Raw genomic sequence first — 23689 nt, forward strand, 5'->3', positions numbered from 1 at the left:
ACAAGGTAGTCCTTGCCTCGCAAAACGCCATCCGCTTTGACCCAAGCCGGTGAGTGTCAGTAAGCGTGTGCCTCGCAAATGACCGTTGGGTTGCAATGCGATGATACGTGCCGGATGTGCGGTGAATTGGTCATTACGGGTCAGCCATCTCATGTGCATGGCCTGTCTTGAGAGGGGTGGGCCTACGACAGAGGGGTTTACGGCAGAGGGGTTTACGATAGAGGGGTTTACGATAGAGGGGCCTGCGACAAAGGGACTTGCGTGTCTAAACACTCATGGCCATCACGATAACGCGCGACGAGTGCCATCAGAATGGCGGCACTCTCGGTATCAAACTGTCCGGTGATGGCGCCTGCTCTGAAGTGCGCCTGGAAGGCGGCGATGGCTAGCCATGGCGCATCAACGTCGATCGAGTAGCCATAGAGCGCGAGAGCCTTCAGTAGTGTGTGACGTGGTGGCATGCCATCCTGTGTCAACTTGCGTCGGAAGCAATTGATATCACTGTCCGCTGGCCAGGCGCCTATTCCTGCCTCATGCAATTGTTGCCAAGGGAAGCGTGGGCCAGGGTCGGTCTTGCGGTCTGGCGCGATATCCGAGTGGCCGATGATATCGACTGGCGCAATGTCATGACGCGCCAGCATGGGCTTTATGAGTGCAATGAGTGCCTGAATCTGATGTTCGTCCCATGGCGCAAACTGACGCTCAGGTGACCAGCGCCGGGCCACACCGGGCACCAGAGAGTCTTTCTCTCCGGCGGTGAGGGGTTCGAGTGGCAATGGGCCTTCATTGACGATTTCTATCCCGATGGAGGTGTCATTGAGATTGTCACGCTGTGCCCAGTGACTGATGCCGGCGTGCCAGGCACGACGCGATTCGGGTACCAGTGCATAGACGCGTGGCAGGTCTGCTGACTGCTGCGGGGCCGATAGCAAGTAATGTGCGCTGACGCGGGGGCCGGTCAGGCTTGCCAATGAGCCCGCGAGATCATCATCGGTGTAGTGCAGTATCAGGTGATGTATACGTGAATCACTTTCGCCTGTGAGAGGAGTATCAGCAAACTGAAAGGCCGTGCTGACAGGCGCGTAGGTGACTGATGTCGAGGCGCAACCTGCGAGCGCCAATGGGAGGGCTAACAGCAGTGCAGTGCGCGTGCGGAGTGATGACAGCGGCAGCAGGGACGGCAAGTGAAACAAGAACATCAGAGCCTCTAAATATGAGCGGGTCTAGGTGAGATGATTGAGTGCACTGGAGCATCGCCGAGCCGATGGCAGGAGTTGTCGGTTGCAGGATTCGCTCTGCCGCCAAGGACCTGCTTGGGGTATAATGCCCGCCACCTGAGCTGGCGTCCGCCCCGTGGTCACGCGTTTTCTGTCCCTGACAACAGTAATCGCGGCGAGGCCCTGCGTGCCAGTGTATTTGCCTTCAATGTTGCTTGCCTCCAAGGAGCCGATCCTGATGACCGTGATCCGCCAGGATGATCTGATCCAGAGCGTTGCCGACGCACTGCAGTACATTTCCTACTACCATCCGAAAGATTTCATCGACGCCATGAATGCGGCGTACGAGCGCGAAGAGAATCCGGCGGCGAAAGATGCCATCGCGCAGATTCTGATCAACTCGCGGATGTGTGCCCTGGGTCATCGTCCGATCTGTCAGGATACCGGCATTGTCACTGTCTTCGTGAACGTCGGCATGAACGTGCGTATTGAGGCCGACATGAGCCTCGATGATATGGTCAATGAAGGTGTGCGTCGCGCTTACCTGCTGCCGGACAACGTGCTGCGCGCCTCCGTGCTGGCTGATCCGGATGGCAAGCGTGCCAATACCAAGGACAATACCCCCGCCATCATTCACCACAAGCTGGTGCCGGGTGACACGATCGAGATTCACGTCGCAGCCAAGGGCGGCGGCAGCGAAGCCAAGTCCAAATTCGCGATGCTCAATCCGTCTGATTCCGTCGTTGACTGGGTGCTGGAGCAGATTCCGAAGATGGGTGCCGGCTGGTGTCCGCCCGGCATGCTGGGTATCGGTATCGGCGGGACTGCCGAGAAGGCGATGCTGCTGGCCAAGGAATCCCTGCTTGAACCGATCGATATCCAGGAGCTGCAAGCGCGTGGTGCTTCCAACCGTGCTGAAGAGATCCGCCTCGAACTGTTCGACAAGGTCAACGCGACCGGCGTTGGTGCACAAGGCCTCGGCGGTTTGACCACCGTGCTCGACATCAAGGTGATGGATTATCCGACTCACGCGGCCAACAAGCCGGTGGCGATCATTCCGAACTGCGCGGCGACCCGTCACGTACACTTCACGCTGGACGGAAGCGGTGCGGCTGAATTGCCGGTACCAAAGCTTGAAGACTGGCCGGAAATCACCCGTGAAGCGGGCGATAGCGTCAAGCGCGTCAATCTTGACACCATCACCCCGGAAGAGGTGCAGAGCTGGCAGCCGGGCGATACGCTGCTGCTGAATGGTAAACTGCTGACCGGCCGTGATGCTGCGCACAAGCGCATGACCGAAATGCTGGCTCGTGGCGAACAGCTGCCAGTCGACCTGAAAGGTCGCTTCATCTACTACGTCGGCCCTGTTGATCCGATCCGTGACGAAGTCGTGGGTCCGGCAGGTCCGACCACTGCGACGCGTATGGACAAGTTTACGCGCACGTTGCTGGAAGAAACCGGCTTGCTGGGCATGGTCGGCAAGGCCGAGCGTGGCCCTACTGCGATTGAAGCCATTCGTGATAACAAGTCCAGCTACTTGATGGCCGTCGGCGGCGCCGCGTATCTGGTCGCCCAAGCGATCAAGAAGTCGCGTGTACTGGCCTTTGAAGACCTGGGGATGGAAGCGATCTACGAGTTTGAAGTCGAAGATATGCCGGTCACTGTGGCTGTCGATAGTGCGGGTATCTCCGTGCACCAGACTGGCCCGGCGAAGTGGAAGGAAATCATCGCCAGCCGTGCCTGATGGCAAGTCTCAGCCGGTATTTGTCGAGAGAGAAAGGCTGAGAGGCAGATCTGTTGAGTCAAGAACCCCGCCCTTTGTGGCGGGGTTCTTGCGTATACCGTCCGATAGGCCGTATTAAGTACCTTTGTCATCAGGTGCGCTGGATTCGTTGCGTGGCGCACTGTGGCATACTTCGCACACCCTAGAGCTTGCAATGGAGTTGCAATGACCGCTTGGTTACTTGGCTTTTTACTACTGGCCAGTCACGTGCTCGGCGCCATGACGGCTGTCGTTGCGCTGATGTCCAGTCGCACTTCGCAGGGAGCGATCGCCTGGATTCTCTGTTTACTGACCTTCCCCTATGTGGCACTGCCACTCTATTGGGTGTTTGGTCGCCCGCGTTTTTATGGTTATGTGAGCGCTCGGGAAGAGCGCGACTCCACCATGCGGCGTGTTCTGATGCGTTTTCGTCCCAAGCTCTCGCCGTGGCTATCGCGACCGTTGGGTGGCAATCCTACGCATCTTGATGCCATTGAGCGTCTGGCGATGATGCCGGTCACCACTGGTAACCGTGCCCAATTGTTGATCAATGGCGAGCAGACCTTCGAGTCGCTTTTCGCCGGCATCGATGCTGCCGAAGAATATATCCTGATCCAATTCTTCATCGTGCGTCACGATGAACTGGGTGTGCGACTCAAGCAGAAGCTAATGCATAAAGCCGAACGCGGAGTGCGGGTCTGCTTTTTGTATGATGAGATCGGCTCGCGCAAGCTCTCGGATGGCTACCTGAAGGACCTCGAAGAGTCGGGTTGTGAGGTCAGTGCTTTCAATTCCTCACGAGGCTGGCGGCACCGTTTTCAGATCAATTTCCGCAATCATCGTAAGATCACGGTCATTGATGGGCGTATCGGCTTTGTCGGTGGGTTGAATGTCGGCAACGAATATCTGGGTCATTCCGAGCGCTACGGTGCCTGGCGTGATACGCACCTCAAGCTCGAAGGCCCCAGCGTGATGGGATTGCAGGAGGCCTTCTGGGAGGACTGGCACTGGGCCACGGGCGAGGTGTTATCACTGGAATGGCAGCCGCGTATCAGCTGTGACGAATGCCAACATGTGGTCATCGTCCCCTCAGGCCCGGCGGATCGCCGCGAGACGGCTAGCCTTCTGGTGCAACAGGCCATTCACTCCTCGGTGAGCCGTATCTGGATTACCAGCCCTTACTTCGTGCCTGATCAAGGCGTTCAGGATGCGCTCAAGATTGCCGCGCTGCGTGGCGTGGACGTGCGGGTCATGATTCCTGAGCGACCAGACCATCTGCTGGTCTTCCTGTCGGCGTTCTCGTTCCTCTCCGACATGATTCGCTCCGGTGTGCGTGTCTTCCGTTACCAGCCGGGGTTCCTGCATCAGAAGGTGATGTTGATGGACAGCCATACGGCGACCATTGGTACCGTCAATCTGGATAATCGCTCGTTTCGTCTCAATTTTGAGGTGACTGCTTTCGTGCCGGATCATCAATTTGCCTCTGAAGTGGAAGCCATGTTGGAAGAAGATTTCAGGCATTGTCGCGAGATCAGCTGTGAAGAGCTGGAGGCACGCCCGATGTGGCGCAAGCTGGTGTCACGCGCTGCCTACCTCCTTGCGCCCATTCAATAACTGACCTGTTCAGGGCGTGATGATCGCTCATGCTCGGGTGAATAAAATTCCCTGTGCAGGGGCTTGTCACATCCTCTCTTTGCGGGCATCTTTAGCGCTATAACCAAGCGCCTTATTATTCTTTTTGGGAATAAATAAAGTGCCATGATAATGCCGTCAATTTCAGCGTTTCATGGCTCGGGGCTCCAAGGAATTTCGCATCGAGATATGCCATGACTGTCCAAGACACGCTTGTTGATACGTCGGCTCCCGCCACGTCCATTGCCTATCAGTTTCGCGATGATGCAGATGTCATTGCCTTTGCGCGTCTGCACGTCGCGGATCAGTATCCGGCATTCGCGCAGGCGGCAGCACTGCAGGTGGAAGAGATTGGTGATGGCAACATCAACTATGTCTATCGCGTATGTACGCCAGACCGCTTGGCATCGGTGATCGTCAAGCAGGGGTTGCCGTGGGTGCGGATCATCGGTGAAAGTTGGCCGCTCTCGTTGGTGCGTGTGCGTATCGAGGCTGAAACCCTGGCTTTTGAAGCCGAGTGTGCAGCGGATCTTGTGCCGGCGCTTTATCATTTCGATGATGCAAGGTCTGCTATCGTGATGGAGGATATCGGGGACCATCGCAATCTACGTCATGCCTTCATTGAGAAGGCAGCGCTGCCGTTTCTAGGCGAGCACATGGGGCGTTTCCTTGCTACGACGCTCTATCGCAGCAGTGATCTGGCACTAGATGCACACGACAAGAAGGCGCGTGTCGCCCGCTTCATCAATCCAGATCAATGCAAGATCACCGAAGACCTCTTCTTTCTTGATCCGTTCTGCGATCACGAGCGCAACAGCATCAATCCTGCGCTACGTTCTGATGCCGAAGCACTGTGGAGCGATCAGCAACTGAAAGTGGAAGTGGCTGAGCTCAAGCTACGTTTCCTGTCGACTCCTGAAGCCTTGCTGCATGGTGATCTGCACGCTGGCTCCATTTTCGTGCGTGAAGACAGCACCAAGATCATCGATCCTGAATTTGCCTTTTTCGGGCCTGCTGGTTTTGATATTGGCAGCTGGATGGCAGGCCTGTGGCTGGCGGCTTGCGCACATACCGAACTTGAGGCGGGTGCCAATAAAGGCTATATCGAGCAGCTGTGTGCGCATGCCGTTACCAGCTGGGAAGCCTTCGCGACGCAGTATCAGGCGCAAGCAGTGACCAGTATCGATGCAAGCTTTGCAGTGGCCGGTGTTGCCGAACGTTGTTTGCAGCGAATGCTGAGTGATGCCATTGGCTATGCTGGCTGTGAGCTGGTGCGCCGTACTCTGGGCTTGGCGCATGTGCTGGAGCTTGAGTCGATCAGTGAGGAGGGCGCGCGCGCCAAGGCAGAGCGTCGAGCCCTGGCGCTGGGGCGTGAACTGATCCTCCAACGACATGCCTTGAGTGATATGGTGGTGCTCGATGCTACCATTCGTCGCCATCTGAGCTGATAGTGAGCAACTGCGCTCGGGCTTTTGATCATCCACTCGGGTAGACTTTGCGCACTGTAATCCATGAGCCTGCCGTCGGCAGGCTCATGTGTTTTGCGTCTACGCTCACTGTACGCTCAATAAGAGACTTTCATGGCCCTGTCTTCCACGCCTTACAAGGTGGATCTGTCGCTGACCGACCTTGATCGCGGTGTCTACGAGACCCTGCGTTTCACTGTTGCCCGCCACCCGTCCGAAACTGAGCTGCGCCTGTGCGTGCGTCTGCTAGGCCATGCGCTGTGGTACAGCGAACATATCGCCTTTGGTCGCGGGCTTTCCGATGTTGATGAACCGGCGTTGTGGGAGAAAAGTCTCGATGGCCGTGTTCTGCATTGGATCGAGGTTGGGCAGCCTGATGCTGATCGTTTGACCTGGTGCTCACGGCGCACCGAGCGCACCTCACTACTGGCCTACGGTAGCTTGCGTGTCTGGGAAGGCAAGATATTGCCTGCGGTAGCTGGGCTATCCAACCTCAATATCGCTGCTGTACCTGAAGGGTCGTTGGATGCCATCACTGCATCGTTACCGCGGAACATCAAGTGGACGGTGATGATCACCGAAGGCACCATCTTCATCACAGACGACAATGGTCAGCACGAGATCAATCTCGAGTGGCTAAAAGGCGAGCGTTAGGTTCTTGCCCTGACGGACTGCCCAAAGATGCCCCTGCAAGCCAAGCTTGCAGGGGCATCTTTTTTGAAGTGCCGGGTTACACCGTTTTTGAAGTGCTGAGTTACACCGCGCTGATGTCGTGGTCCACAATCAGTTGATCTCGACCATGAGCTTTGGCGTGATAAAGCGCCTCATCACTGCGTTGTACCCAGCTGGCAAGTGAATCATTGTGGCGCAGTTCACTGGCGCCAGCGCTGAAGCGGATATTGCCGTGCATTAGGGGAGAGGCATCGCAACGTTCCCGCAGTTGACGATCGAACTGGCGTGCCGTTGCCAGGTTGCCCGGTAGCAGAATCATGAACTCCTCCCCGCCGTAGCGACCAGCCTTGCCTTCGATTCCATGGCTGAGATCTTGAATATGGGCAGAAAAAGTGGCAAGCACCTGATCGCCGTAGGGATGGCCATGCGCATCATTGATCAGTTTGAAATTATCTAGATCACAGATCAAAAGGCAGGCTTTCTCGTACTGGTTGATCCAAGTTTCAGCATGTTCGTGGATGGTGCGGTGATTGTAGAGTCCGGTCAAGCCATCGAGACGACTCAGGCGCTCAAGCTTGTGAGCGTAGGCGCGTGAGATATTGCGCTCCTCGCGGATACGTTTGGCATAACCCGCGATGACGACACTAAGTAGCCCAAATGCCAGAGTGTAGCTAACGCCCATGTCGAGGCTTCGAATGGACGGACTTGCATAGACGGCAACTAGTCCGGGGTATGTTTGCTCCAGTGCCAGCAGCAACCAAGGCATCAGCATCAAACCACTGATCAGGACGCCACGACGTATGCGATCGGGAGGCAGTACGCCAAGCACGTAGGCCGAAGCCATCAAGTAGAAGAGCAGTGTCGGGCCGTTCGCGCCATTATTGAATAACCAGTTGGCCGGTAACATCACGAAGGTGACCAAGGTGCAAAATAGCCATGACATGCGGCGGTATTCGCCATGAAAGCGTGAGCGATACCACATCACCATGATCATTAGGCTGATCACCAGCAAGGCTAAGCTGTAGGCGGGTACCGTAAGCTCCATCAGGTAGTTGAAAACGGCTGAGAACAAGCCGATCAGCATGGCCGAAACCAGAAATCCATGATGTAAAATCTGACGTGCCGAGACATTCTCGCCTACTAGCCAGCGCCATGAAGACCCAATCATTTTCAGAGGACTGGCCATGTTATCTCACCGTCAGAGGGCTGCCGCCCCGAATGAAGGGCTCAAGCATTGAAGAAAAGAACGCTGAAGAAGAGGGCATTGCAGCCATTCCATGGCGGGTCAGTATCATGCTGGAAGGGATAAACATGGAATATAGCGTCATTTGCAGGTATAGCTTATCCGAGATGACAAAGTCGATAGCCTACCTTTAGCTAACGCAGCGCCACTGACGGTGTCAGATGATGCTGCGCTTAACTTTCAGTCCATCACTTCCAGGGGGTGTAGCGATAGCTCTCTGGATCCTTGGCATCAGGTGCATCCGCTTCGCACAGCAGCACGATGGTGTGTCCATCATCATCCTGTTCTGTTCCTGTCACGCTGACAGGAAAGTTCGGTGACATGGCATCCAATGCTGGCCACTCGCCTTTGGCAATGCTACTGCCGATAGTCGGGGCATGTTGAGCATCTACTTTCACCGGGTCACCGTTTACGCGCGCGCCGCTACTCATTGTGGTGGTGAGTTTGAAATAGAGTTTCGCCATTGCATGTCTCCTGTGATGTGTTCTAAAGAATAGATAGAAATTAGAACATGCGTTGTTGTCGTGTGGATTGCAATGTTGATGGGGTGACATGTGTGGTTTTTGCAGGTTGTCTCCACTGGCTGCAAAAAATATTCAATCCCCGCTTTTCTTTTTGAGATCAATGCGGTACATTACGCCTCGTCTTGAGAGGGAAGCCTTTTCAGACCATAGTCGGGACGTGGCGCAGCTTGGTAGCGCGCTGCAATGGGGTTGCAGAGGTCGCAGGTTCGAATCCTGTCGTCCCGACCAGAATCAAGTAAAAAAGACCATCCGGTTCTTCCGGGTGGTCTTTTTTTTATGCTAATCAGAGCAGGTATTGAAGAGTCACCAGCGGCATATCAAGGCCTCTTATCAAGGGTATTGATATGTACTTGTTCGCCGGAATATCAGGGATGCAGACATCAGCTGCTCATGTAGAGATGCCAAGCTCCCAGTGTACGGTAGGACGCCATAAACTCGTGCCTTGGCTTTGGATACTAAATGCCGTGGCAGACAAATCGCGCAACTCCCACCTATCGGTAGTCATCAGTCCGGCAAGAGATGGCTCAGCGGGTCTGGTGCAATGCTGGGCTACGCTGTTTTCTCAGTGATGATCACACCGGCATTTCCATGTCTGTCTCTTATTTGTCACGTTACTTTCTTTCAGCCTGCATTCAGGTAGAGGATGTAAAAGAAGGCATACTGACTACCCACGCTGACAAAGTCGTGAGGCATCGGCACCCCCTGACGTCCCGGGATGGATGACATGAAACTGCTCTTGCTCGAAGACGATGACTTGCTGGCCGATAGTTTGGCTGAAATGCTGGAAGACAATGGCTATCGACTGGATATTGCGGCCTCAATAAAAGAGGCGGAAACCTTTGTGGCAACGCAGGAATATGCGCTGGCGATTCTCGATCTGGGTCTACCCGACGGTAGTGGCCTGGATCTTTTGGCACGCTGGCGTCAGCAGCACCGTGATACTCCGGTGCTTATCCTGACCGCGCGCGATACCTGGGAAGATAAGGTGGTCGGGCTGCGTGGCGGAGCAGATGACTATCTCACCAAACCCTTTCATGAAGCTGAATTATTGGCACGACTCCATGCGCTACTCAGACGTCACACGGGAGGGAGCACCCCGTATTTGCAAGTCAGCGGCATTCAGTTGGATGAGCAGATGCAAAGTGTGAGTCGTGATGGAGGGCAGTGGGAGCCACTGACCGCTACCGAGTTCCGGTTGTTACGTTATTTGATGCATCACCCGGACAGGGTGCATTCCAAGGAGCAGCTGTTGGACCAGCTGTATGCCCTTGATCAAGATGCTGCCGCGCCCAACCTGGTAGAAGTCTATATCGCCAAACTACGTCGACGATTGGGTCGCGAATTGATCGTGACGCGCCGCGGACAGGGGTATCTACTTGCTTCACATTGACCGCCGCAGCCTTCGTTTTCGTTTGCTCACTCGGTTGGGCGGCGTGGCACTGGCTGTCGTTCTACTGGCCTGGTATCTACATGGCTTCTTTCTGCATCAGCTGGCACAGGATTTTCTGGGCGAACGCCTCAAGGATGAAGCGACGCATGTCGTGACATTGCTCAAGCAGGGCGATCGACCTGCAGTCGAGCTCCTGACAGCGGCGCGTGAGGAATATCAGGTTTTCCACCACTTCTATGTATTGCGCACTGCAGGTCAGACCAGCACCTCGCATCCCGCCATGCTCACGACACTGATGCCACTGCTGGCAGGCAGTGATGCGCTGTTCACGCTTCAGGATCAGCAGCATCCACTACTGGTATATCGCCATACCTTCCAGGTGCAAGGCCAATCGGCACAGCTATTGATCGCTGAGAATTTTTCGCCCGTGCAGCAAGGTCTTGATCGTGTGCACTGGTGGATAGGGGGCACGGCTATCCTGCTATGGGGCGTATTGGTCTCTCTCAACTTGCTGGCTGTCAGACGTGGTCTGCGGCCTCTAATGACGTTAGGGCATCAGTTGAAAGAGTTACAGGCCGGTCGCCGTAAGCGAATTGCGCTGGAGGCTCCTTCGGAGCTCGATTCGCTAGTCACGCAGCTCAATCATTTGTTGGATGAATTCGACCGACGCCTGACGCGCTCGCGTGAGTCGGTCGCCAATCTCTCGCATGCTCTCAAGACGCCCTTGGCAGCACTGGCTCAGGTATTACGAGGTAGACGGCCGATTGACGATGTGCGGCGTACTAAAATGCTAGCGCGTGTCGAGTCGTTACATGCGCAGCTGGCTGCAGAATTACAACGTGCACGCATTGCAGGTCCGCGGGCTGGCCAGGCGACACGTCCCGTTGAAGAAGCTGAACGGTTGATAGAGATGTTCTGCGGACTGTATCCAGAACGAAGGTTCAGTCTTGAGGTGGCCAGTAGTGAAGTGGGCCAGTCGAGTAGTGGAGCGTCTAGCTGGGTCAGTATCGAAACTCAGGACTTCACTGAAATGCTGGGCATTGTGCTCGATAATGCTGGCAAGTGGTCACGTCAGCAGGTGCGTTGTCGGTTGGCGATCAACGCGACCACGCTAAAGCTGACGGTGGACGATGATGGTCCCGGTGTGCCACATGAGGAGCATGATCGATTGGGGGAGCGTGGTCGTCGATTGGATGAGCGTTATCCTGGCTATGGGCTTGGGTTATCCATTCTCGCCCAGCTCGTGACGCACTATGCAGGCCAACTGTACTATTCCAGCGCCCCCGAAGGAGGATTGCGGGTCGAGATGACTCTCCCCGTCAATCAGCCAACACCTATTCAGGCTTGATTCAGGTTGGCGTGGTGTCATCGCATCATGACTTATTACTGGAGATGGCCATGAAGGGCACGACATCCACGTTTTCCACTTCCCGCCGGCAGCTGCTCAAAACGAGTTCAGCGCTGGGCCTGGGGGCAATGGCGTTGGGCATGACACCTGCCTGGGCATCGCCCTTGGGGCGTGCAGCAGCGGCTTCCCGAACGGTCGAATCCGGTCCGGAGATTGCGTTGGCCATCCGCCGGGAAGATCGTCTGGTCGCGGGTCAGCGTACCCGGCCAATCACCATCAATGGCAGTAGCCCTGGCCCGATGGTGCGCCTCAAGGAAGGACAAGAGGCAGTGATCCGGGTGACCAACCTGATGGATGAACCTACCTCGATCCACTGGCACGGCATCATTCTGCCGCCTGAAATGGATGGTGTGCCAGGAATCAGCTTTGCGGGTATCGCCCCCGGTGACACCTTTACCTATCGTTTCCCTGTCACGCAGAGCGGTACCTATTGGTATCACAGCCACTCGGGCCTTCAAGAGCAGGAGGGGCACGCGGGACCGCTGATCATTGATGCCGCAACTCCCGACGCCTTTCAGTATGACCGTGAGCACGTATTACTACTGACCGATTGGACATTCGAGGATCCCAAGAACGTCTTCCGTAATCTCAAGACCATGGAAGGCTATTACAACTTCCAGGAGCGCACCGTGGCGGACTTCTTCGCCGATGTGCGCCGCAATGGTCTGCAAGATACCGTCGAGGCGCGCAGTATGTGGGCTGAGATGCGCATGAGCTCACGTGACATCTCCGATGTGACCGGCAGCACCTATACCTATCTACTCAATGGCAATGCGCCTGACGAGAACTGGACCGGCCTATTCCGCCGCGGTGAGACCGTGCGTCTTCGTGTCATCAATGGCTCTGCCATGAGCTACTTCGATCTGCGTATCCCTGGACTCAAGATGACAGTAGTTGCCGCTGACGGTCAGCCCGTTCAGCCGGTGCCGGTCGATGAGTTTCGCATTGGTGTTGCCGAGGCGTATGACGTGCTGGTGACGCCGGAAGATGACAAGGCATACACCATCTTTGCCGAAGCGATGGACCGTAGTGGCTATGCCCGCGCCACTCTGGCACCGCGCATGGGCATGCAAGCGAACATTCCTGCTCGGCGTGACATTGCCGATCGTGGCATGGAGGCCATGGGTGCGCATGGCGGCATGAATCACTCCAAGATGGCAGGTATGGATTCTTCCAAGATGGCCGGCATGGACCATTCCAAGATGGCCGGCATGGACCACTCCAAGATGGCCGGTATGGACCACTCCAGGATGGCAGGCATGGACCATTCCAAGATGGCCGGTATACAAGGCGAAGCACTGGCCGCCGGCATGCTGGCAGCAGGTGCCGTGCAGCCGGGGGCACGTTATGACCAAGCGGGTATCGGATTGGACCAGCAGCAGCGCCGAGTACTGGTTTATCAGGACCTCAAGGCATTGGCACCTTGGCCTGATCAGCGTCCCCCGCAACGGGAGATGGAGCTACATCTCACTGGCAACATGGAGCGCTACATGTGGTCATTCGATGGCAAGAAATTCAGTGAGGTAAATGGCCCGATTCACTTCAACAAGGATGAGCGTCTGCGCCTGATCCTGATCAACGACACCATGATGGAGCATCCGATTCATCTGCATGGCATGTGGATGGAGTTGGAAAATGGTCACGGTGAGATGATTCCCCGCAAGCACACTCTGAACGTCAAGCCAGGAGAGCGCGTTTCTGCGCTGATCACCGCGGATGCCGAGGGCAGCTGGGCGTTTCATTGCCACCTGCTTTATCACATGGATGCGGGCATGTTCCGCGTGGTCAAGGTTTCCTGAGGAGTCGACATGTCCATTATCTGTATCTCAAGGCATGCCGTTATTGCATCGGCTGCTTCCGCGACACTGAGCGTCATGCCGCTACTGGCTTACGCTGAAGATGGTTATGACGCGCCTGATGACTGGCCGTCGCCGATGGCCGAACATCTACAATGGTCTGCTGCGTTTGATCGACTGGAATACGCCAGTCCCGATAAGGGTAATAATGCTCTGGTATGGGATTTTCAGGCTTGGTATGGCAGTGACGTCAATCGACTGTATGTGAAGTCGGAAGGCGAGAATATTCAGGGTGATGGTGAAGACGCCGAATTTGAGTCACTGGAGTTGTTGTACAGTCGTCTGGTGGCTGACTTCTGGGAATTTCAGGCCGGTATGGGCTACCAGGGTGGCGTGTTCAGTGACGATCATGAGGAGAGAGTCTACGGCGTCCTCGGATTCCAAGGCACGGCACCTTACCGGATAGAAACGGATGCAGCGCTTCAGTTCAATGAAGGTGGAATCGTCACGGCAAGCATTGAGCTTGAGCATGATGTCCGACTGACTCAGCGTTGGTACCTGCAACCTCGCAGTGAAATAGTGGTCGCCGCCAATGAATCAGAAGCATTGGGTATCGGAAGAGGCGTCAACTCCCTACGCATCGGACTGCGCGCACGCTATGAGATTACGCGGCGATTTGCTCCTTATGTCGGCATGTATTGGGAGCGTCAATATGGCGCGACCGCTGATATGCAGCGCGTAGAGGATGAAGAGGTGGAAAATACGGGTGTCGTCGTCGGGGTGAAATTGATGTTTTGATATTGCGTTATGGCTTACATGCTGAGTAAAAAAATAGCCTGGCAGGAAATATATTCAGCGTCATTTCAGACTCAATGATTATAGTCTCCTTACATCCATAAAGAGGTTATCATGATGAAAGCCAAGATAATGACGCTGGTAGTCGGTATTGTATTTTCATCAATGACAGTGCAGGCCAATAATACTCAGAGTAACCTGCCGTTACTGACGGCGGGTGTTTCCGATACTCAGGCACTGGTGGCGGGGCAGGTAAAGCGCTATCAGCTTGATATTGAACACCCCACCAGTCTGAAAATCGTAAGCCGACACTTTGCAGGGTCTTCCAGTCAGAACAATATGATATCTGCGACATTGCGTGGACCTGATGGCAGTGTCGTTGCAACAGCCATGGATGCCAATGGTCATTTTGTCCTGCAGCGCTCAGTCGTCGCTGGCCGCTATCAGCTGGAGGTGACCGGTGCATCCAGCAATGGGGCTGCTGACGAAAGTACCAATAAATATTCATTGGAAGTGACATTCAATTAATTGATAGAAGAGTGGTTTGCGTAAATATAATATTACGTAACTATGAATGATGGCTTAAATGCTATTCCTGAGTTCCTTGACAGATGCTCGTATTGATGGCCGGCAATTGCTGGCCTTTTTAAATGTCCTCGTGCTTATCTTGCCAAGGTGTATGGAGAAACCATATGAAGAAAGTGCTGATCACAGCAAGCCTGACATTATCTCTTTTTGCTGCTATCGGGGCCGGAGGAGTGTACTCCGGTGTAATCAATGTCGGTGCGGATAGCCCTCATGAAGGCTGGGTGTATGCTTTGTTGGATACGGCGCGTACTCGTTCAGTAGAACGATATGCTTCGGATATTGAAATACCAGATCTGCAGGGCGAAGCATTGATAACGGCAGGAGCAGGTAACTACGCTGCCATGTGCACCAGTTGTCACCTCGCACCTGGCATGTCGGAAACGGAACTCAGTCAGGGCCTATATCCCCAGCCACCCAATTTCTGGCAAACCGGTGTGAATGATAATCCCGCTGAAAACTTCTGGATCATCAAACATGGGATAAAAGCCAGTGGTATGCCTGCTTGGGGTAAAAGCATGCAGGATGACTATATCTGGCAGATGGTGGCATTCATGGATGAACTACCGGGCATGAGCCCGCAGCGTTATCAGACACTGGTGGCGTCAAGCGCTGGCCATCAGCATGGTGGGGGGGAAACATCGAGTGACCATCACGCTAGCAATGCTGGTGATTCACATCACGAGGCGATGACTGACACGGTTCGGCAGGCACAGGACACCGATTCGGTAGGTATTTCCGCAGATGGGCACGATGAGACAACCAATGAAGCTCACCATGAAGAGGTGGCAGACGTTGCTTCTGCGCAAGAGAATGCTGCCGTCGGCAGTGAAGGCCATCACGATGAGGCGCCCGCTCGGGACTTACACTCTCAAGAGCCCCATGAGCATGCAAACGGCCACTGATGTTCGTTCCTATAATGCCTCATGTCGACATTGCGCTGCTACCGAATGCCTGGTGCAGCCCCTCAATTCCACAGGAGCCTTTCAGTCGTAACACGTTGGCTAGAATGATCTGGTGTGACTGAAAGGCACGTTCGAAATTGATCGGGATCAAGATTTCAAGAATCTGAGCTATCGCATCCGGCAGGATGAGTTTCCTGATGAGGATAGCATTAGATTTCTCGTATATACTCACTCGCCTTCATAGGAGGTGAGAATGCAAATAGTAGAGATTTATACCGAAACGCGCTTCAACCCCGAGCGTTCTATCCTCAAGGAGCGGCTCGGGGAGGGCTAACCTGTGCTGCGGATGCCCCAAATTTCTGTTTTGAGGTGAGTCAGGCCCGAAATTTCATACTGGGATTTGAAGTGGCAGGTGCACGCAGTGCAGAGTTTCTGTCGATCATTACCGAAGACTACGTTTATCAGCACCCGGGGATATTGCCCGAGACATTGTCAGCGTACCTGAAGAGTCGTGCTCGGCATCCACTACGACGTCAGCGTAAAACGCCGCTCGTAACATCTACTTGCTGATAATGTTGATATCTGGCAGCTGATCACTGATGGCGAGCGTGCCAGTGTCGCGCAGCCCATACCGCAAGTGCCAGACAAAGACAGAACAGAAAAGGCAGTGCGATATCCAGGCAGGAATCTAGAGTCCAGTGGTGTAGCAGCCCGTAATCCCAGGCGACGATTTTGGGGCCGCTACCCTTGTATTCGTGTTGGGCAATTTCACGCCCAAGGAACAGCGCGACGGCAATGCCTCCCGCTGACCAGAGGCCGAACAGCGGCCATAGCATGAGCTGAATCATGAGGGCGATCACGCCGTGCTGCAGGGCGCTATTCCATATTTCGACCGTCATTTATTCAGTACGCTCAGGCATAACCCAGTGCATGTTGCAGGTGGGTGGCGTTGTCAGCCACCCAGCGTGCATTGATAGGGCCCCAGTCACGAATGACGTAGTGGCCGATGTTATGTCGCTGACCTTCGCCATGCTGGAATTCGCAGACGATATCCAGCTCTGCCAGTGCGGTGATGGTGTCCTGAGCCGTACGCCTCGGCATGCCTGTCGCCTCGATGATCGCGGGCACGCTGGCGATATCATGGGCAATCAGGTGGGCAACGAATATACGACGGTAAAAGCTAGTCTGCGTTTTGCTCAGGGCAGTATCCGGCATGCTGGCTCCGATAGTGGGAATAGAAGGGAAGGTATGCGCTGATGAACAAGCACCCGTTGTTAGTTCTTTAGGGTGTAGTCAATCGTGGTGACGACTCTGACCTGCTTGATATCCGGGGTGTAACTGTCGAGATCGGAGATCGAGAAATAGCCCTGACTGGCATGTTTGATATGACCGACGCTGCTACCCGAATCCTTGGCGAACTGTTGCGCGGCACGGCGAGCATCTGCTGTTGCCACGGCAATCATGTCTGGCTTGATCGCTTCGAGCCCCGTAAAGAGGAATTCGGTGCGGTAGGCATAATCAGCCGATAGCAGGATGCCTTCGCGAACCAGCTCTCCCGTTTTCGAGGCACTGTCCTTGACCAGATCTACCTTGGGCGAGCGGACCAGGACGGTTGCCTCTGCGCGATAGCGCTCATCTGGACGCTGGGCGTTATAGCTGTTGGCATAGAGGTCCGTGACCTGCGGTGACGTCACGCTGACCTGGTCCGTAGGGAAGCCCTGCGTGGTGAGGAATGCGCGGATCTTCTGCTCATCATTGGCCAGTGCTTCATGCAAGCCGACCAGCTTGTTGGCATTGACGCTGAAATGCAGCGGCCATAGTGCCAGGTCAGCCTTGACCTCACGTTCTGCCAGTCCTTTGACGGTGACGACGCGGCTGGAGGATTCCCATACCTGCGCGGCTTGCTTGATATAGCTGCCACTCCATACCAGCCCTACAGCCAATAGGCTACCGATGATGAGGGAAGGGAGTGCCAGAGAACTGCGCGTATGGCTCATCGAATATCATCCTTGAAAGAAGAGTGGCGAGCATCGGTAAGTCTCTATGCTCAAGCGATGAGCTTACTGTGTGAATTCAGGGAGCAACAAGTCTCAATCTTCTACCTTGCTGCGCATGGTCTTGATCTTGCCCTTGCGCGTCTTGCTATCGACACGTCGTCGTTTGGCACTCTTGCTGGGGCGCGTCGCACGGCGTGCTTTTTGCACTTTGACGGCATCCAGAATCAGCGCTTTCAAGCGTGCCAGCGCATCTTCCTTATTGTGTTCAAGGGTACGGTGGCTCTGGGCCTTGAGAATGATGATGCCATCCTTGCTGATACGCTGGTCCGACAGCTGCATCAACCGTTCCTTGTAGAACGCCGGCAGTGTGGAGCGCTGGACATCAAAGCGAAGGTGGACGGCCGACGCCACCTTGTTGACGTTTTGGCCACCATTGCCTTGGGCACGAATCTGGGTCAGGTCAATCTCCCAATCGGCCAGTGTCACCGAGCTGGAAAGTGTCAGCATGATGGATCTCCTTGTCGTTGGGGCTGCGTCATCTGTTCATGAGCAATAGGCCCTGAAAAACAGGATCTTGAAGACAGCAGTCGAAAAGCTGAATCCCCATTCTAACGCATTCAGCGTTTGGCTTCAGGGCAGCGCCTTTATGGAGGCAGAATCTGATAATCTCTGTTTCACTTCATCGTGCCTCTCCATAAGCGCGCCGATGCGCTGCCTGCTTCGTCGTGCCTCCGTCTGCCACTTACAAGACCCTACTCATGGATATCCCGCATCAGCGCCTTGTCTACTTCCAGGTTACCGTCGCTGCCGGCTCGATTCGGCGTGCTGCGGCGCGTCTCGATATTGCGCCCTCGGCGGTCAGCCGTCAGATCGGACTGATCGAGGAAGCGCTTGCCGCCCCCCTTGTCGAACGAACACGTGACGGTGTTCAGCCCACGGCCGTGGGCGAAATGTTGCTGGATTACATCCAGCAACGCGAGAAGCTTGATCAGGTATTTGGTGAGCAGCTGGATGCTTATCAGCGCCTTGAAACGGGTGAGATTCGGCTCATCATTGGTGAAGGATTCGTCGGTGATCTCATCAATACGCCACTACGTGCCTTCCGTGAGCAGTATCCCGGCATCAAGCTCAAGGTTGATACCGGCAGTATGCAATGCATCATCGATTCCGTAGTCGAGGATGAGGCGGATATTGGCTTGATGTATCACGAGCGAGTCCATCCGCAGCTTCGTTTCTGGCACTCAAGCCCGCAGCCATTGATGGCACTGATGTCGCCGGAACACCCGCTGGCGGGGGAGCATCATGCACTGACGCTTGAGGAGGTCGCGGCTCACCCACTGGCACTATGGGGGCCGGGACACGGGGTGCGTCAGTTGATGGATGATGGTTTCAATGATGCTGGCGTCCGTCCGCAGACAGTGGTGCAGACGAATTCGATGGAAGTGCTCAAGCAGGCTGCACGCTCACATCTCTGCATCACGCTATTGCCGGCCTTTGCGGCGGCTCGTGAGCTGAGCGAGGGGGTACTCGTCGCACGCGCCGTCGAATACACCACTTTCCGCGAGGCTCGCGCGCATATCATCACGCGAATTGGGCGCCGCATGCCGCGCGCCAGCCTGCAATTATTGCGACATCTTGAACGCTGGATCACGTCTTTCCGCTGCCCTGACGCTTGAGCGCAGAGTTAGCGCGATGTCGATGAGGGAGGGGTTGGTACATCTCTGAGCCAGCGGTCACAGATGCGATTGAGGTCGTCGTCATCAGCCGGACACTGTTCGGGTGGCTGCCAGCGTTCAAACACTGCCTTCATGAGTCCTTCTGGCAGGTTCTGTGTGGTAACAAAGCTGCGTGCCAGCCGTAAATCGCGACGCATCGTCCCCGTCGTGAACTCCGAGTCATAGCGTCCCGGGAGTACCCAACGTGGGAAATTTATCTCGCTGACGACACTACGCCCAGCGCCGACATTGATGCCTTGGATGCAAGCCTCCGGCGCGACGCCAGCGCGATACGTCATGGCGACAGCCTCTGCCGTCGTGATGAGGTGAGCGGCGTGGAGATAGTCGTTGGCCAGTACGACGGCGTGACCACAGCCTGCATCGCCAACATGCTGATAGCGGGTACAGATGGCCTCCAGCACGGGGGCCATGCGTTCGAGCGTTGCGGCATCACTGCCGACCAACAGCGTCAGATTCCCCGCCGCATTATCAGCGGGGTTATGGCTGACCGGTGCCTCCAGCCAATAGTGGCCTGCCAGGCGCGTCTGGACGGCCAGCTCACGACTGATATTCACATCACCAGTCGACATATCGATGATGACACTGCCCATGGGGGCCAGGCGCAGTAGTCCCTCATGTCCTGACAGTACCTTCTGTATCTGCTGTGAGGTCGATAATGCCAGCAGATAGACATCGCAGTTGGGTAGCGTGTGTGCAGTGTCTTGCGCCACAACATCAAAGCTCTCCCTTTGGAGAGCCTCGGTCACATGAGCTCCCAGTGATCCCGAACCGATTACGCTAATCTTCATGCCGCGTTTCTCTCATTGGAGTCATCTGGGCCTCATCAGGGCACCATCGTCATGGACAGGTTGCTGCGAGCAACCGGCGGATAAGTGATGTCCAGTAACTCACGCCGAGCGGTATCGCTGCGTCATTGAAGTCGTAATACGGATTGTGTAATGAGGCGCTGTCTTCGCCGTTGCCGAGCCAGATATAGGCGCCTGGGCATTCCTGCAGGAGATAAGCAAAATCTTCCGAGGCCATGGACGGCGGCAGGTCGCGGTGCACCTTGCGCATCCCCGGCAGTTGCTCCAGCACACTGGCGCAACGCTCGGCATGGCCTGGCGCATTGAGTGTGGCCGGATAGCGTGGCTGATAATCGAAGTTGACCTTGAGGCCATGGAAGCTGGCAGTTGCCTCGACGGCCTGCTGGAAGCGCTGTTGAAGGTGCGCGCGCAGCTCAGGGTCAAAGCAGCGCAATGTCCCACGTAGCTCGACGTGCTCAGGCATGACATTGAATGCATCGCCCGCATGGAACTGGGTCACGCTCAGAATCGCTGTCTTGTGTGCGGGTGTCTCGCGGCTGATCAATCCCTGCAACTGCGTGACCAGCTGGCAGGCCGCCAGGATGGTGTCCTTACCCAAGTGCGGCATGGCGGCATGACAGCCATGACCACTCAGTGTCAGAGTGAAGACATCAAACGCTGCCATGACAGCATCTTCGTGTACGGCGGCTTCACCCAGCGCAAGCCCCGGCCAGTTATGTAGACCGTAGATGGCATCCATCGGGAACTGTTCGAACAGGCCATCTTCGACCATGCGGCGTCCGCCGCCTTCATTCTCTTCAGCTGGCTGGAACACGAAGACCACGCGTCCGGCGAAGTCCGGTTGGCGCGCCAGCTGACATGCGGCTCCCAGCAACATCGTGGTATGGCCATCATGTCCGCAGGCATGCATCTTGCCGGGAATATGTGAGCAGTGAGCCACCGCATTGGATTCGGTGACATCCAGCGCATCCATGTCAGCGCGCAGCCCAATGGTCTGGCCTGGTCCCTTGTTGCCGTCCAGCACTGCTATCACGCCCGTCTCGGCAAGACCGGTAGTGACCTCAAGGCCGGCAGCCCGAAGTATCTCGGCGACTCGCGCGGAGGTGCGATGTTCTTCAAAGGCCGTTTCGGGATGGCGGTGAAACTCGTGACGCCAGCTACGTAAGAGGGCGTCGTCGATGATCTCAGGTAATTGCATGACGAAATCCTGTTGATGCCGGCGCCTGTCGACGCCGGTAGAACGAGTGAGTCAGTGATCAATCAGCGCGCACGTTGCACGCATCATGCGTCGTCGTTACAGCAGCCACTGCGCGATGGCGGCAGAGCCGATATAGGTGCCGGTGAAGACCAGTAGTGAGATGATGACCAGCTTCCAGCCTGCCTGGCGGAACATGGTGAACTCACGACGGCTGAGAGCCAGGCCTGCATAGGCCAGTACCGGTGTGACGATGGCGAGGAAGTTGACGAACGAGAGCTGCTCGGTAATCCATCCACTTCCCGGGAACCACGGCAGTGTCATCAGGATGCTGACCAGTGACACCCAGGCGATGGCTGGAAGATAGAAGGGCATGATACGGGCAACCAGTAGGCCCAGCATCGTCATCACATACAGGATCAACATGCCGGGTGCCGCATCGATCAGACCGGCGCCGTTGATGGTGTTGACTACCCAGCCCACCACACAGACGACCGCAACGACGATGGCCGTCTTGCCCAGCTGCTGTTCCGGACGTTCTTCTACCATGGCATCCTTGGCCACCTTGGCGTCTTCTTCGGCCAATGCATCTGGTGCCACGCCACGCTTGGCACTGAAGAATGTGAACAGACGCTCAGCGACGGGCAGTGCAATGAACAACGATACATAAAGGCCGGTCGCGTAGGTCAGCAGGTTACTGGCACCGGCAAAGGCCAGCAGCTCTTCGCCCATCTCCGGCAGTGCCCCGGCAATCGCGCCGGAACAGGCCGCCACCATGCTGCCGCTACCGACGCCACAGGCCATGGCCAGCGCCCGCGGATCGAAGATGTCCAACGACGTCAGATATCCCGCCATCAGCGCAAACCACAAGGTGCCAAACATGGTGCCGACCACATAGACGCCCATTACCCCGACGCCTTCCGGCCCCTTGAGGCCATACTTGTCGGAGATGATCGCGATATTCGGTTCACGGGCAATCGAATAGGTTGCGCCAATGGCCTCGCGGCCCATCTTGAGCACAACGACGGCAATCGGCATCGCAATCAACATGGTGCCGAGATTGCCCAGCTCCTGAAGCACCAGTGCCGGCCCTGCAGAGATCAACTGCTCTATCGCCGGACCAATGGTCGAGCCGAAGCGAGCGATGAACGGCATGATCGACAGTAGAATTACCGGGCCTGCCGCCATGCTGACGACAGGAGGAATGAAGCGCTTGGTGCCACTGAACAGATGCGGATTACACAGTACTGCCGCGATGAAGGCGTAGAACAATGGCAGCAGCAACAGAGTGCCAGGGCCAATAGGGAACTTGAGGATACCGATGAACTCGGCTCCGAGGGAGAGCACCACGACCAGCAGGTGCAGCCGCCAGTCCAATAGTTGGTTAAGGGGCATGAGAGACTCCGGTTGTTATTGTATGTTCTTGTTCATCAGCTATCCCGCGCATCTTGCTCACACTGATGACAGCAACTCAGTATTGTCAGGAGCGGTGCGCTAAAGAAACACGCTAGATGTTCTAAAAATGAGCGCAGGCATCTGTGACGCTCGATGATGACCAATGCCGGGAGGCGATATGTTTCTGGAAGGTGCGTGCCACTGCCGTGCAGTGAGTTTTAGTCTTGAATCACCTCATCCGTATCCCTATCAGCGCTGTTATTGCTCCATCTGTCGAAAGTTGAATGGCGGCGGCGGTTACGCCATCAATATCAGCGGTGAGGCGGAAAGCCTTCAGGTGGAGGGTGATGAGCACAAGGGGATATATCACCCCCTGATCGAGGGGCAGCCGACGATAGGCGAGCGACATTTCTGCCGTGAATGCGGGACTTCACTCTGGGTCTTCGATAGTCGCTGGCCAGCGCTAGTGCACCTTTATGCCAGCGCCATTGATACGCCGTTACCGCGTGCACCAGAGCACGTGCATATCATGCTCGACAGTAAGGCTGATTGGGTCACACCTGACATACAGGAGAATGATCAGTGCTTTGCGCAATATCCCGAGGAAAGTATTGCTGCATGGCACTCGCGCCTTGGGCTTCAGCAAACGTGAAGCGATCTTGTGGGGTCTATTTTTCCTCAAGCAGACAAGGTCTCAGCACATATATCTGAAGGTGAGAATTGCTCAAGAGTACTTCGATTTCTCGTGGTTAGACGTCATATTGCTCTCAGATTTTCTAAAACAAGGGCTTTAATCAAATTTCATGCCTTGCTGATCCTCATGAGGTTAGCCTTCGATTTCAGGCGCCGTGAGACCGATGTCTGTCAAGCTTGTTGGAACCTGTAATCAGGCGGCTTCTAATCGCTGATCCTGTTGAACCAGCGGGTCTTCCTGGTCGGGGTTCAGCCAGACTGTCCGGCGCGGTGTCCAGTTGCGGGTGGCACTGCTCCACCGCCCGGGATGTTGCCGTTTCGCCTCGGCATAGATGGCGTCTCGCCTTGCCAGCACCTCGTTATCCAGGCCGGCATGCCGCTCCCCCGGGGTGACGAACCGTATGGCGCTGTGGCGGTGTTCGTGGTTGTACCACTGCACGAAGCGCGTCACCCACTGCTGCGCCGCTGACAG

The 23689-nt window shown here is 55.7% G+C and carries 22 protein-coding genes, 1 tRNA gene and 1 pseudogene; 13 read left to right on the forward strand and 11 right to left on the reverse strand.

All coding sequences use genetic code 11. From position 1 onward, the window contains the following. Positions 1–227: 227 nt before the first annotated feature. The gene (locus BF12_RS0109020) at positions 228–1199 is read right to left on the reverse strand and encodes an N-acetylmuramoyl-L-alanine amidase (RefSeq protein WP_051510878.1); all 972 of its coding nucleotides are present in this window, start codon (positions 1197–1199) and stop codon (positions 228–230) included. A gap of 256 nt (positions 1200–1455) precedes the next feature. Between BF12_RS0109020 and BF12_RS0109025 the strand changes: the two genes are divergently transcribed. The 4 genes from BF12_RS0109025 to BF12_RS0109040 all read left to right on the forward strand — a co-directional run bounded on the left by BF12_RS0109025 (position 1456) and on the right by BF12_RS0109040 (position 6731). Further along, entirely contained in the window at positions 1456–2961 is a 1506-nt protein-coding gene (locus BF12_RS0109025) for a fumarate hydratase (RefSeq protein ID WP_024951990.1), read from the forward strand. A 204-nt stretch (positions 2962–3165) separates the two neighbouring features. Continuing rightward, on the forward strand, positions 3166–4593 hold the full coding sequence (gene cls / locus BF12_RS0109030; protein WP_024951991.1) for a cardiolipin synthase: 1428 nt from the start codon (positions 3166–3168) through the stop codon (positions 4591–4593). A 212-nt stretch (positions 4594–4805) separates the two neighbouring features. Beyond that, complete coding sequence (mtnK, locus tag BF12_RS0109035) at positions 4806–6059, forward strand: S-methyl-5-thioribose kinase (RefSeq protein ID WP_051510879.1); 1254 nt, start codon at positions 4806–4808, stop codon at positions 6057–6059. Between the two features lie 132 nt (positions 6060–6191). Next, positions 6192–6731: a YaeQ family protein gene (locus tag BF12_RS0109040; protein WP_024951993.1), complete on the forward strand. Its 540-nt coding sequence runs from the start codon at positions 6192–6194 to the stop codon at positions 6729–6731. Between the two features lie 100 nt (positions 6732–6831). On the opposite strand, the gene BF12_RS0109045 is transcribed toward BF12_RS0109040, so the two are convergent. Both BF12_RS0109045 and BF12_RS0109055 read right to left on the reverse strand, forming a co-directional pair. After that, positions 6832–7935, reverse strand: coding sequence for a GGDEF domain-containing protein (locus BF12_RS0109045; protein WP_024951994.1), 1104 nt, complete (start codon positions 7933–7935; stop codon positions 6832–6834). A gap of 245 nt (positions 7936–8180) precedes the next feature. Then, a complete protein-coding gene (locus tag BF12_RS0109055; RefSeq protein ID WP_024951995.1) occupies positions 8181–8456 on the reverse strand; it encodes a hypothetical protein in 276 nt (91 codons plus the stop codon). 211 nt (positions 8457–8667) lie between these two features. Between BF12_RS0109055 and BF12_RS0109060 the strand changes: the two genes are divergently transcribed. From BF12_RS0109060 to BF12_RS0109095, 7 genes are all read left to right on the forward strand, one after another. After that, positions 8668–8744: transfer RNA gene (locus BF12_RS0109060), tRNA-Pro, on the forward strand. A gap of 496 nt (positions 8745–9240) precedes the next feature. Beyond that, a complete protein-coding gene (locus BF12_RS0109070) occupies positions 9241–9906 on the forward strand; it encodes a response regulator transcription factor (RefSeq protein ID WP_024951996.1) in 666 nt (221 codons plus the stop codon). Further along, positions 9893–11254 carry an ATP-binding protein gene (locus BF12_RS0109075; protein ID WP_024951997.1) on the forward strand — a complete coding sequence of 454 codons (1362 nt, stop codon included), beginning with the start codon at positions 9893–9895 and terminating at the stop codon, positions 11252–11254. The genes BF12_RS0109070 and BF12_RS0109075 overlap by 14 nt, the downstream gene beginning before the upstream one ends. A 50-nt stretch (positions 11255–11304) precedes the next feature. Continuing rightward, positions 11305–13113 (forward strand): copper resistance system multicopper oxidase, encoded by a 1809-nt coding sequence (locus BF12_RS0109080; protein WP_024951998.1) that lies wholly within the window; start codon positions 11305–11307, stop codon positions 13111–13113. Between the two features lie 9 nt (positions 13114–13122). Continuing rightward, on the forward strand, positions 13123–13908 hold the full coding sequence (locus BF12_RS0109085; protein WP_024951999.1) for a copper resistance protein B: 786 nt from the start codon (positions 13123–13125) through the stop codon (positions 13906–13908). Positions 13909–14019: 111 nt separating this feature from the next. Beyond that, positions 14020–14433, forward strand: coding sequence for a hypothetical protein (locus BF12_RS0109090; RefSeq protein ID WP_024952000.1), 414 nt, complete (start codon positions 14020–14022; stop codon positions 14431–14433). A gap of 164 nt (positions 14434–14597) precedes the next feature. Beyond that, positions 14598–15395, forward strand: coding sequence for a c-type cytochrome (locus BF12_RS0109095; RefSeq protein WP_024952001.1), 798 nt, complete (start codon positions 14598–14600; stop codon positions 15393–15395). A gap of 593 nt (positions 15396–15988) precedes the next feature. On the opposite strand, the gene BF12_RS0109110 is transcribed toward BF12_RS0109095, so the two are convergent. From BF12_RS0109110 to arfB, 4 genes are all read right to left on the reverse strand, one after another. Beyond that, the gene (locus BF12_RS0109110; RefSeq protein WP_024952003.1) at positions 15989–16294 is read right to left on the reverse strand and encodes a hypothetical protein; all 306 of its coding nucleotides are present in this window, start codon (positions 16292–16294) and stop codon (positions 15989–15991) included. A gap of 13 nt (positions 16295–16307) precedes the next feature. Then, complete coding sequence (locus BF12_RS0109115; protein ID WP_024952004.1) at positions 16308–16610, reverse strand: winged helix-turn-helix domain-containing protein; 303 nt, start codon at positions 16608–16610, stop codon at positions 16308–16310. A 59-nt stretch (positions 16611–16669) separates the two neighbouring features. After that, entirely contained in the window at positions 16670–17392 is a 723-nt protein-coding gene (locus BF12_RS0109120; RefSeq protein WP_024952005.1) for an SIMPL domain-containing protein, read from the reverse strand. 93 nt (positions 17393–17485) lie between these two features. After that, complete coding sequence (arfB, locus tag BF12_RS0109125) at positions 17486–17899, reverse strand: alternative ribosome rescue aminoacyl-tRNA hydrolase ArfB (protein WP_024952006.1); 414 nt, start codon at positions 17897–17899, stop codon at positions 17486–17488. A gap of 251 nt (positions 17900–18150) precedes the next feature. On the opposite strand from arfB, the gene BF12_RS0109130 reads away from it, so the two are divergent. After that, positions 18151–19068, forward strand: a complete 918-nt coding sequence (locus tag BF12_RS0109130; protein ID WP_024952007.1) for a LysR family transcriptional regulator — start codon at positions 18151–18153, stop codon at positions 19066–19068. A gap of 8 nt (positions 19069–19076) precedes the next feature. Here the strand turns inward: BF12_RS0109130 and BF12_RS0109135 are convergent, their stop codons facing one another. The 3 genes from BF12_RS0109135 to BF12_RS0109145 all read right to left on the reverse strand — a co-directional run bounded on the left by BF12_RS0109135 (position 19077) and on the right by BF12_RS0109145 (position 22524). Continuing rightward, positions 19077–19916, reverse strand: a complete 840-nt coding sequence (locus BF12_RS0109135; protein ID WP_051510881.1) for an NAD(P)-dependent oxidoreductase — start codon at positions 19914–19916, stop codon at positions 19077–19079. 49 nt (positions 19917–19965) lie between these two features. After that, complete coding sequence (locus BF12_RS0109140; protein ID WP_024952009.1) at positions 19966–21132, reverse strand: M20 aminoacylase family protein; 1167 nt, start codon at positions 21130–21132, stop codon at positions 19966–19968. Positions 21133–21228: 96 nt separating this feature from the next. Further along, positions 21229–22524: a DUF3100 domain-containing protein gene (locus tag BF12_RS0109145; protein ID WP_024952010.1), complete on the reverse strand. Its 1296-nt coding sequence runs from the start codon at positions 22522–22524 to the stop codon at positions 21229–21231. 178 nt (positions 22525–22702) lie between these two features. On the opposite strand from BF12_RS0109145, the gene BF12_RS0109150 reads away from it, so the two are divergent. Then, entirely contained in the window at positions 22703–23176 is a 474-nt protein-coding gene (locus BF12_RS0109150) for a GFA family protein (RefSeq protein ID WP_024952011.1), read from the forward strand. A gap of 234 nt (positions 23177–23410) precedes the next feature. On the opposite strand, the pseudogene BF12_RS22200 reads toward BF12_RS0109150, so the two are convergent. Then, a pseudogene (locus tag BF12_RS22200) lies at positions 23411–23689 on the reverse strand (IS3 family transposase); the annotation flags it as partial.

It is taken from the genome of Cobetia crustatorum (assembly GCF_000591415.1).
In the GTDB taxonomy this organism is placed as follows: Bacteria; Pseudomonadota; Gammaproteobacteria; order Pseudomonadales; family Halomonadaceae; genus Cobetia; species Cobetia crustatorum.

Coding starts and splice junctions, on each gene's coding strand:
- BF12_RS0109020 (WP_051510878.1), bottom strand. CDS start 1,199: ATGTTCTTGTTTCACTTGCCGTCCCTGCTGCCGCTGTCATCACTCCGC.
- BF12_RS0109025 (WP_024951990.1), top strand. CDS start 1,456: ATGACCGTGATCCGCCAGGATGATCTGATCCAGAGCGTTGCCGACGCA.
- cls (WP_024951991.1), top strand. CDS start 3,166: ATGACCGCTTGGTTACTTGGCTTTTTACTACTGGCCAGTCACGTGCTC.
- mtnK (WP_051510879.1), top strand. CDS start 4,806: ATGACTGTCCAAGACACGCTTGTTGATACGTCGGCTCCCGCCACGTCC.
- BF12_RS0109040 (WP_024951993.1), top strand. CDS start 6,192: ATGGCCCTGTCTTCCACGCCTTACAAGGTGGATCTGTCGCTGACCGAC.
- BF12_RS0109045 (WP_024951994.1), bottom strand. CDS start 7,935: ATGGCCAGTCCTCTGAAAATGATTGGGTCTTCATGGCGCTGGCTAGTA.
- BF12_RS0109055 (WP_024951995.1), bottom strand. CDS start 8,456: ATGGCGAAACTCTATTTCAAACTCACCACCACAATGAGTAGCGGCGCG.
- BF12_RS0109070 (WP_024951996.1), top strand. CDS start 9,241: ATGAAACTGCTCTTGCTCGAAGACGATGACTTGCTGGCCGATAGTTTG.
- BF12_RS0109080 (WP_024951998.1), top strand. CDS start 11,305: ATGAAGGGCACGACATCCACGTTTTCCACTTCCCGCCGGCAGCTGCTC.
- BF12_RS0109085 (WP_024951999.1), top strand. CDS start 13,123: ATGTCCATTATCTGTATCTCAAGGCATGCCGTTATTGCATCGGCTGCT.
- BF12_RS0109090 (WP_024952000.1), top strand. CDS start 14,020: ATGATGAAAGCCAAGATAATGACGCTGGTAGTCGGTATTGTATTTTCA.
- BF12_RS0109095 (WP_024952001.1), top strand. CDS start 14,598: ATGAAGAAAGTGCTGATCACAGCAAGCCTGACATTATCTCTTTTTGCT.
- BF12_RS0109110 (WP_024952003.1), bottom strand. CDS start 16,294: ATGACGGTCGAAATATGGAATAGCGCCCTGCAGCACGGCGTGATCGCC.
- BF12_RS0109115 (WP_024952004.1), bottom strand. CDS start 16,610: ATGCCGGATACTGCCCTGAGCAAAACGCAGACTAGCTTTTACCGTCGT.
- BF12_RS0109120 (WP_024952005.1), bottom strand. CDS start 17,392: ATGAGCCATACGCGCAGTTCTCTGGCACTCCCTTCCCTCATCATCGGT.
- arfB (WP_024952006.1), bottom strand. CDS start 17,899: ATGCTGACACTTTCCAGCTCGGTGACACTGGCCGATTGGGAGATTGAC.
- BF12_RS0109130 (WP_024952007.1), top strand. CDS start 18,151: ATGGATATCCCGCATCAGCGCCTTGTCTACTTCCAGGTTACCGTCGCT.
- BF12_RS0109135 (WP_051510881.1), bottom strand. CDS start 19,916: ATGAAGATTAGCGTAATCGGTTCGGGATCACTGGGAGCTCATGTGACC.
- BF12_RS0109140 (WP_024952009.1), bottom strand. CDS start 21,132: ATGCAATTACCTGAGATCATCGACGACGCCCTCTTACGTAGCTGGCGT.
- BF12_RS0109145 (WP_024952010.1), bottom strand. CDS start 22,524: ATGCCCCTTAACCAACTATTGGACTGGCGGCTGCACCTGCTGGTCGTG.
- BF12_RS0109150 (WP_024952011.1), top strand. CDS start 22,703: ATGTTTCTGGAAGGTGCGTGCCACTGCCGTGCAGTGAGTTTTAGTCTT.